Here is an 8,049-nt window from a genome sequence, read left to right as displayed (position 1 = left end):
CCCCCTCCCCAGCCCGGCAGAGCCTGCCGCGCATGGCACGGCGGCGGGAGGGCGGCATGCGGAACTTTGGCGGGAATGTTAAACGAGCGCCCCGGCTGTGCCAGGCGCTGCGTGTCGCCCAGGTGGTGATGCCCGGTCACCGCCCGGGCTGCGTGGGCCGCCCGCAAGCGTGACAAATTGTTTGCAATTCCTATACTGCGGAGGCTTCCACAGCCTGTCGAGGACGTCATGAAGACCTTGAGCATCGGGATCCTGCTGGCGAGTGCGTGCATCGCGGGCTGGGCCCAGGCCCCGGCGGGCCGCGGCGAGATCGAGCGGGGCCGCTACCTGGTCACCATCGGTGGCTGCAACGACTGCCACACCCCGGGCTGGGGTCCCACCGGGGGCAAGGTCCCCGAGCAGGAGTGGCTGGTCGGCGACAAGGTCGGCTTCAGCGGGCCCTGGGGCACCACCTACCCGGCCAACCTGCGGCTGCTGATGCAGGGCATGACGCAGGCCCAGTGGGTGCAGTCCGCGTCCACGCGCCAGCTGCGCCCGCCCATGCCCTGGTTCAATCTGCACGCGATGACGCCCGAGGACCTCGCGGCCATCTATGCCTTCGTGCACGCGCTGGGCCCGCGCGGCGAGGCCGCGCCCGCCTACCTGCCGCCGGGCCAGAAGCCGGCCGGCCCGGCCATCCTGTTCCCGGCGCCGCCCGCCGCGCAGTGAGCCCGGTAGGCCCGGGTGCCCGCGGCGCGCGCACGCGGCGCGCCGCCCTGCCCGGCGCCTGAATATTTCACGCCCGTAAATCGCCAGCGGCCGCGACTGCCCGTTTTGTGGGCACCGCGTCCGGAGCCAGTGCTGGCGCGGCTTGCGCGGGTTGTGCCCACGTCTATCCACAGCCTCACCCACAAGCGGCGGGGGTAACTCTGGCGCTGCCGTCGTCAGCAAAGCGCCAGCCCCGGCGCGGCCACGCCGCTAGGCAGGCCCGGCGACCGTCGCAGGCCGTGCAAGGCCCTGAGATGCGCCGGTTCAGGCCGGCGTCGCGTTCGCCAGCGCGCTGGCCTCGCGGGCCAGCTGCTCCACGCGCGCCCAGTCGCCGGCCTGCAGCGCGGCGGCCGGGGTCAGCCAGGAGCCGCCGGCCATGGCGACGTTGGGCAGCGCCAGGAACTGCGCGAGGTTCGCCAGGCTGATGCCGCCGGTGGGGCAGAAGCGCAGCTCGGGCAGCGGCCCGGCCCAGGCCTTGAGCACCTCGATGCCGCCAAGCTGCGCGGCGGGGAAGCACTTCAGCAGCGTGAAGCCGGCATCGCGCGCGGCCATGGCCTCGCTGGGCGACGCCACGCCCGGCACGAAGGGCAGGCCTTCCGCACGCACGGCCTCCAGCAGCGCCGGCGTGGCGCCGGGCGAGAGGCCGAAGGCGGCCCCGGCGTCCAGCACCTGCCGCACCTCGGACGCGCGCGTGACGGTGCCCGCCCCCACGTGCATGCCGGGCACCGCGCGCGCGACGGCCTCGATCGCGGCCAGGCCGGCGCTGGAGCGCAGCGTGATCTCGATCACGTCGATGCCGCCGGCCAGCAGGGCGCGCGCCATGGGCACGGCCTGCGCCACGTCGGCGACCACGACCACGGGGACCACGCGGGAACGGAAAGGGGGCAGCGAAGGCAGGCTCATCGGTTTTCCCAGGCGGAGAACAAGGGGCTGGCGCCGGCCTCGGCGGCGGCGGCGTGCGCCCGAAACAGTTGGAACAGGCCCCGGCCGGCGGTGCCGGGTTCGGCCTCGGCAGCCAGCGCCGCCGGGGCGCGCGACTCGAATCCTGCCACTTCGCCGTGCAGGTCCAGCACGCCCGCCTCGGCATCGAGCAACAGCATGTCACCGTCCCGCACGCGGCCCAGCGGCCCGCCCGCCGCCGCCTCGGGCGTGACGTGGATGGCCGCCGGCACCTTGCCCGAGGCGCCGCTCATGCGCCCGTCGGTGACCAGCGCGACCCGGAAGCCCGCGTCCTGCAGCGAGCCCAGCAGCGGCGTGAGCTTGTGCAGCTCCGGCATGCCGTTGGCCTGCGGGCCCTGGTGCCGCACCACGGCGATGAAGTCGCGCTGCAGCGCGCCGGCGTGGAACAGCGCGGCCAGCTGCTGCTGGCTCTCCACCACCACCGCGGGCGCCAGCACCCGCCGGTGCGCGGGCGCCACCGCCGAGGTCTTGATCACCGCGCGGCCCAGCCGGCCCTGCAGGCACTTGAGGCCGCCGTCGGTGCTGAAGGGATCGTCCAGCGTGCGCAGCACGCTGCGCTCGGCGCTCTCGCGCGGCGCGTCGCGCCAGGCCAGGCGGCCCGCGTCCAGCCAGGGCTCGGCCGCGAAGCGCGACAGCCCCGGGCCGAGCACGGTCTGCACATCCTCGTGCAACAGGCCGCCGGCGAGCAGCTGGCCGATCACAAAGCCCATGCCGCCGGCGGCGTGGAAGTGGTTCACGTCGGCCTGCCCGTTCGGGTACACGCGGGCCAGCAGCGGCACCACGGCCGACAGCTCGGCGAAATCGTCCCAGTCCACGACCAGCCCGGCCGCCCGCGCCACCGCCACCAGGTGCAGCGTGTGGTTGGTCGAGCCGCCGGTGGCCAGCAGCCCGACGATGCCGTTGGCGATGGCCCGCTCGTCCAGCACGGTGCCCAGGGCGGGCGTGGCCGGGTCCAGCGCGACGCGCACCGCCTCGCGCGTCAGCGGCTCGCGCAGCGTGCTGTCCGGGTGCACGAAGGAGGCGCCCGGCAGTTGGAGGCCCATCACCTCCAGCAGCATCTGGTTGCTGTTGGCGGTGCCGTAGAAGGTGCAGGTGCCGGGGCCGTGGTAGGCGGCCTCCTCCGCCGCCAGCAGCGCGGCGCGGTCCACGAGTCCTTGCGCGTACTGCTGGCGCACCTTGGCCTTGGCCTCGTTGGCCAGGCCCGAGGCCATGGGACCCGCGGGCACGAAGACCACCGGCAGGTGGCCGAACTGCAGCGCGCCCATCAGCAGGCCGGGCACGATCTTGTCGCACACACCCAGCATGAGCGCGGCGTCGAACACGTTGTGGGTGAGCGAGACCGCCGTGGCCATGGCGATGACCTCGCGCGAGAACAGCGAGAGCTCCATGCCCTCGGTGCCCTGCGTGACGCCGTCGCACATGGCCGGCACGCCGCCGGCCACCTGGGCGGTGGCTCCGAGCGCGCGGGCCGCCTCGCGGACGATGGCGGGATAGCGCTCGTAGGGCTGGTGCGCCGACAGCATGTCGTTGTAGGCGGTGACCAGGCCCAGGTTGGGCGTGCGGGCTTCGCGCAGCGCCAGCTTGTCGGCGGCCGGCATGGCGGCGAAGGCGTGGGCGACGTTGGCGCAGCCCAGGCCCTCGCGGAAGCGGCCGGGGCGGCGCTGCGCCTGCAGCATGCGCAGGTACGCGGCCCGCGGGGCCGCGCTGCGTTCGGCGATGCGGGCGGTGACCCGCGCGAGGACGGGATGCGTCATGCCGCCCTGCCGTTCAGTGGCGCAGCTTGGCGACGCTGGCGTCGATGTCCTTGACCAGGTCGGCGTGGCCGCTGGCGGCGAACTTGTCCACCGCCGGGCGCGCGGCCTGGCGCATGCGCGCCAGCTCGGCCTCGTTCAGCACGGTGACCTGCATGCCCTTCTTCTTCAGGTCTTCCAGCGCGACGGCGCCGGCGTCGCGGCTGTCCTTGCGCTCGAAGTCGCGCGAGGCCACGGCCGAGGCCTGCACCGCCTGCTTCTCGTCGGCGTTCAGGCCGTCCCACCACTTCTTGCTCGCCAGCACGATCCACGGGCTGTAGACGTGGCGCGTGATGGTCAGGTACTTCTGCACTTCGTAGAACTTGCTGGACTCGATGGTGTTGACCGGGTTCTCCTGGCCGTCCACGGTCCTGGACTCCAGCGCGGTGAACAGCTCGGCGAAGGACAGCGGGATGGCGTTGGCGCCCATCGCGTTGAACATGTCGATGTACATCGGGTTCTGCATCACGCGCAGCTTGACGCCCTTGAGGTCGTCCATCTTCGCGATCGGGTGCTTGGAGTTGGTCAGGTTGCGGAAGCCGTTCTCCCAGTACACCAGGCCGACCAGGCCCTTGGACTCCAGCTTGGCGGCCAGCTTCTGGCCCACCGGGCCGTCCAGCACCGCGTCGGCCTCCTTCTCGTTGGCGAACAGGAAGGGCAGGTCGAACACGCCGAAGTCGTCGACGATGCCCACCAGGGTGGCGGTGGACACCACCGTCATCTCCTGCGCACCGCCGATCAGGGCGTTCTGCATCTGCATGTCGTTGCCCAGGCTGGCGCTGGCGAAGCCCTTCATGCGGAACTTGCCGCCGGTGCGCTTGGCCAGGTCCTCGGCCAGGAACTTGGCGGCGCGGCCCTGGTTGCTGTCCTCGGCGAGGCCGTAGCCGAAACGCACGATGTGCGGGCGCAGGTCGGCGGCATGCGCGGCCAGCGATGCGACGCCCACGGCGAGGGCGGCGACGAGATGCTTGAGGGTGAACTTCTTCAAGGAATGTCTCCAGGACAACAGGGGATCAGTGGAACCAGCCCATGGGCACGGTGATGAAACCGGGATAGGCGACGAACAGGAACACGAGCACGGCCTCCACCAGCAGGAAGGGCCAGACGCCTCGGGTGGCGCTTTCGAGCGAGATCTTGGCGATGCCGCAGACCACGTTGAGCACGGTGCACACCGGCGGGTGGATCAGGCCCAGCGTGCCGACGAGGATGAACATCACGCCGAAGTAGGTCGGGTCGATGCCGGCCTTGGTGACCAGGGGCATGAGCACCGGGCCCAGCACCAGGATGGTGGGCGTCAGGTCCATCACGCTGCCCACGGCCAGCAGCAGCGCCATCACCGCCGCCATCAGCACGCGGGGGTGGGCCATCAGGGGCCCCAGCCACTCGGTGACCTGCGCCGGCAGGTCGGCCAGCGTCACCATGTAGGAGGACACGAAGGCCGCGGCGCACAGGAACATCACCGTGGCGGTGGTGCGGGCGGCCTTCACCAGCAGGCCGGTCAGCTGCGAGGGCTTGACCTCGCGGTAGATGAACAGGCTGACGAAGAGCGCGTACACCGCGGCCACGGCCGAGGCCTCGGTGGGCGTGAAGATGCCGCCGCGCAGGCCACCGACGATGAGGATGGGCAGCACCAGCGCCCACAGCGAATCGACGAAGGCGCCGCGGCGCTCGGCCCAGCTGCGGCGCGGCTGCACCGCGGTGGTCATCTTGCGCGAGAGCAGGGACCACACCGCCACCAGCCCGCCGGCGCGCAACAGCGCGGGCACGATGCCGGCCACGAACAGCGCGCTGATCGAGGTGTTGGTGGCGACGCCGAAGATGATGAAGGGCATGGACGGCGGCACGATGGGCGCGATCACGCCGCCGGCGGCGATCAGGCCGGCCGAGCGCGGCACCGGGTAGCCGTTGTCGCGCATCATGGGGATCAGCAGGGTCGCGACGGCGGCGGTGTCGGCCAGGGCCGAGCCGGAGAAGCAGCCCAGCAGCAGCGTGGCGGCGATGGCCACGAAGCCCAGGCCGCCGCGGATGTGGCCGACCAGGCTCACCGCCAGCGCGATCACGCGGCGCGAGATGCCGCCGGCGTTCATCAGCTCGCCGGCCAGGATGAAGCAGGGCACCGCCATCAGCGGGTAGATGTCGGCCCCGGCGAGCATGTTCTGCGCCACCAGCTGGGCGTCGAAGAAATTCAGCTGCACCATGAGCGCGACGCCGGTGAGCATCAGCGCAAAGGCGACCGGCATGCCCAGGACCATCAGGCCCATCAGGGTGCCCAGGAAGATGACGATGCTCATTCCGCGCCCTCCTGGGCCAGGGTGGCCGCCTGTGCCTCGTGGGCCGGCTCGCCGGGCACCTGCGCGCCCGGATGGTTCATGAGGATGCGCAGCAGGTTGGCCGCCACGATGAAAAGCATCGAGGCGGCGCAGACCAGCCCGGAGGCCGCCATGAAGGCGTTCGGGTAGTGCAGCACGGTGGAATAGGTGGTGAGGCCGATCTGCACCTGCGTCCAGCTGCCGGCCAGGAACAGCCACAGCGCGTACAGCATGCCCAGGTGGCTGAGGACGGCGCAGGCGCGGCGCAGCGGCCGCGGCAGGCGCGCCTGCAGCAGCTCCACGCCCAGGTGGGCCTGCCGGCGCAGGGCCAGCACCGCGCCCAGGAACACCAGCCAGACGAACAGCAGGCGCGACACCTCCTCGGCGCCGGCGAAGCCGGCACCGAAGCCGTAGCGGCTCACCACGTTGGAGAAGACGAGGACCACGATCAGCGTGAGGTCCAGCGCCATCAGCAGCTCGACGCTGCGCTCGGCGATGCGCACAGGCAGGGAATCCTGGGCCATGGGTCAGTCCTTGGAATGGGTCGCGCGCCAGGCCAAGGCCTGGTCGCACAACTGCGCCTCGGGGCGGGTGGCGTCCAGGCGCAGCACGCCCGGCTCGCCGGCGGGCGATTCCAGCGTCGCGAACTGCAGGTCCACCAGGCTGGGCGGAAAGAAATGCCCGGCGCCGCGCGCGGCGACGCGGGCGTGGGCCACCGCGGGGCTCACCTCGAGGAAGACGAAGCGCAGGCCGGCGACGCGGGCCCGCAGGCGGTCGCGGTAGGCGCGCTTGAGCGCCGAGCAGGAGACCACGGCGCCGGGCTGCGCGGCCAGCGCGTCGCCGATGCGGTCCAGCCAGCGCTCGCGGTCCTGGTCGGTCAGCGGGGTGCCCTGGCGCATCTTGGCGATGCTCTCGGGCGCGTGGAAGTCGTCGCCCTCCAGCAGCGCGATGCCGCCGGCCTGTGCGACGAGGCGGGCCACCGTGGTCTTGCCACTGCCGGCCACGCCCATGACGACCAGGGGCGATCCTGGATTGGTAGCGCTGTCCATCGTGCGTCAGAAAAAGACGCCTGGCGGCGCCTGGGGATTCGGAGGGAGAATGCGGTCGTAAAGGCTGCAGAGCCTGGGTTCTGCAGCCGTTTGGATAGCGCTATCCTACCAAATCCGAATCACCGTCCCGGTCCGTGTTTACCCGCAAGCCATGAACCTGCCCCGGCGCCGCTCCACCGGCCGCATCACCCTCAGCGACGTCGCCGCGGCCGCCGGCGTGAGCCCCATCACCGCCTCGCGCGCGCTGCGCGGCGAGCGCGGCGTGGCGCAGGAGCTTCGCGAACGCGTGCAGGCTGCCGTGCAGCGCCTGGGCTATGTGCCCGACCCCGCGGCCCGTGCCCTGGCCTCGCAGCACGGCTCGCACGTGGGCGTGCTGATCCCCATGCTGTCCAACGCCCTGTTCGTGGACCTGATCGAGGCCCTGCAGCGCGTGCTGCGCGCGGCCGGCTACCAGCCGCTGATCGGCCTCACGCACTACGACAAGAGCGAGGAGGAGCACCTGCTGCGTGAGCAGCTCATGCACCGCCCGGCCGGCCTGGTGGTCACCGGCTTCGACCACAGCGCCGGCACCCGCGCCCTGATGGCGCAGGGCGCCGTGCCCTGCGTGCACGTGATGGAAACCTCCGACCAGCCCGGCGTCTGGAGCGTGGGCTTCTCTCAGCGTGAGGCGGCCGCGGCGCTGACCCGCCACCTGCTGGCGCGCGGCCATCGCCGCATCGCCTTCGTCGCCGCCCAGCTGGACCCGCGCACCCTGCAGCGGCTGGACGGCTGGCGCGACGAGATGCAGCGCCACGGGCTGGCCGACCCGCGGCTGGAGTGGTCCAACCCGGCGCCCTCCTCGCTGGCCCTGGGCGCACAGATGCTGGCCCAGGTGATGGCGCAGCAGCCGCGGGTGGACGCGATCTTCTTCTGCAACGACGACCTGGCCCAGGGCGCGCTGCTGGCGGCCCTGCGCACCGGCATCCGCGTGCCGCAGGACGTGGCCATCGCCGGCTTCAACGACCTGCCCGGCAGCGACCAGATGGTGCCCGCGCTGACCACGGTGCGCACGCCGCGCGAGCGCATCGGCGAGGCCGCCGCGCAGATGCTGCTCACCCTGATGCGGCACGGCACGCCCGCGCAGGCCGCGGTGGACCTGGGCTTCGAGGTGGTGGTGCGCGAGAGCGCGTAGCCGCGCGCCATCGCGCGCGCCGG

The 8,049-nt window shown here is 72.3% G+C and carries 8 protein-coding genes; 2 read left to right on the top strand and 6 right to left on the bottom strand.

Going from position 1 to position 8,049, the window contains the following annotated elements; translation table 11 throughout:
- Window positions 1-228: 228 nt before the first annotated feature.
- Window positions 229-708, top strand: a complete 480-nt coding sequence (locus IM725_RS12675; protein WP_193780963.1) for a cytochrome C — start codon at window positions 229-231, stop codon at window positions 706-708.
- Between the two features lie 303 nt (window positions 709-1,011).
- Here the strand turns inward: IM725_RS12675 and eda are convergent, their stop codons facing one another.
- The 6 genes from eda to IM725_RS12645 are packed head-to-tail and all read right to left on the bottom strand — an operon-like array spanning window position 1,012 to window position 6,855.
- Window positions 1,012-1,650 carry a bifunctional 4-hydroxy-2-oxoglutarate aldolase/2-dehydro-3-deoxy-phosphogluconate aldolase gene (gene eda, locus IM725_RS12670; RefSeq protein ID WP_193780962.1) on the bottom strand — a complete coding sequence of 213 codons (639 nt, stop codon included), beginning with the start codon at window positions 1,648-1,650 and terminating at the stop codon, window positions 1,012-1,014.
- On the bottom strand, window positions 1,647-3,461 hold the full coding sequence (gene edd, locus IM725_RS12665; protein ID WP_193780961.1) for a phosphogluconate dehydratase: 1,815 nt from the start codon (window positions 3,459-3,461) through the stop codon (window positions 1,647-1,649). Before edd ends, eda begins: the two co-directional genes overlap by 4 nt.
- Before the next feature lie 13 nt (window positions 3,462-3,474).
- Window positions 3,475-4,485, bottom strand: a complete 1,011-nt coding sequence (locus IM725_RS12660) for a TRAP transporter substrate-binding protein (protein ID WP_193780960.1) — start codon at window positions 4,483-4,485, stop codon at window positions 3,475-3,477.
- A 25-nt stretch (window positions 4,486-4,510) separates the two neighbouring features.
- On the bottom strand, window positions 4,511-5,788 hold the full coding sequence (locus IM725_RS12655) for a TRAP transporter large permease (RefSeq protein ID WP_193780959.1): 1,278 nt from the start codon (window positions 5,786-5,788) through the stop codon (window positions 4,511-4,513).
- Window positions 5,785-6,330 (bottom strand): TRAP transporter small permease, encoded by a 546-nt coding sequence (locus IM725_RS12650; protein WP_193780958.1) that lies wholly within the window; start codon window positions 6,328-6,330, stop codon window positions 5,785-5,787. The genes IM725_RS12655 and IM725_RS12650 overlap by 4 nt, the downstream gene beginning before the upstream one ends.
- A gap of 3 nt (window positions 6,331-6,333) precedes the next feature.
- A complete protein-coding gene (locus tag IM725_RS12645) occupies window positions 6,334-6,855 on the bottom strand; it encodes a gluconokinase (RefSeq protein WP_227753783.1) in 522 nt (173 codons plus the stop codon).
- Between the two features lie 151 nt (window positions 6,856-7,006).
- On the opposite strand from IM725_RS12645, the gene gntR reads away from it, so the two are divergent.
- Window positions 7,007-8,026 (top strand): HTH-type transcriptional regulator GntR, encoded by a 1,020-nt coding sequence (gene gntR / locus IM725_RS12640; protein WP_193780957.1) that lies wholly within the window; start codon window positions 7,007-7,009, stop codon window positions 8,024-8,026.
- Window positions 8,027-8,049 lie beyond the last annotated feature (23 nt).

Origin of the sequence: Ramlibacter aquaticus (assembly GCF_015159745.1) — a bacterium.
GTDB lineage: Bacteria > Pseudomonadota > Gammaproteobacteria > Burkholderiales > Burkholderiaceae_C > Ramlibacter > Ramlibacter aquaticus.
This window is presented reverse-complemented; position numbering and strand designations above follow the sequence as displayed.

What these genes read in the sequence shown, in the direction of transcription:
- IM725_RS12650 (WP_193780958.1), bottom strand. Translation starts at nt 6,330, where the DNA reads ATGGCCCAGGATTCCCTGCCTGTGCGCATCGCCGAGCGCAGCGTCGAG.
- eda (WP_193780962.1), bottom strand. Translation starts at nt 1,650, where the DNA reads ATGAGCCTGCCTTCGCTGCCCCCTTTCCGTTCCCGCGTGGTCCCCGTG.
- edd (WP_193780961.1), bottom strand. Translation starts at nt 3,461, where the DNA reads ATGACGCATCCCGTCCTCGCGCGGGTCACCGCCCGCATCGCCGAACGC.
- gntR (WP_193780957.1), top strand. Translation starts at nt 7,007, where the DNA reads ATGAACCTGCCCCGGCGCCGCTCCACCGGCCGCATCACCCTCAGCGAC.
- IM725_RS12675 (WP_193780963.1), top strand. Translation starts at nt 229, where the DNA reads ATGAAGACCTTGAGCATCGGGATCCTGCTGGCGAGTGCGTGCATCGCG.
- IM725_RS12645 (WP_227753783.1), bottom strand. Translation starts at nt 6,855, where the DNA reads ATGGACAGCGCTACCAATCCAGGATCGCCCCTGGTCGTCATGGGCGTG.
- IM725_RS12655 (WP_193780959.1), bottom strand. Translation starts at nt 5,788, where the DNA reads ATGAGCATCGTCATCTTCCTGGGCACCCTGATGGGCCTGATGGTCCTG.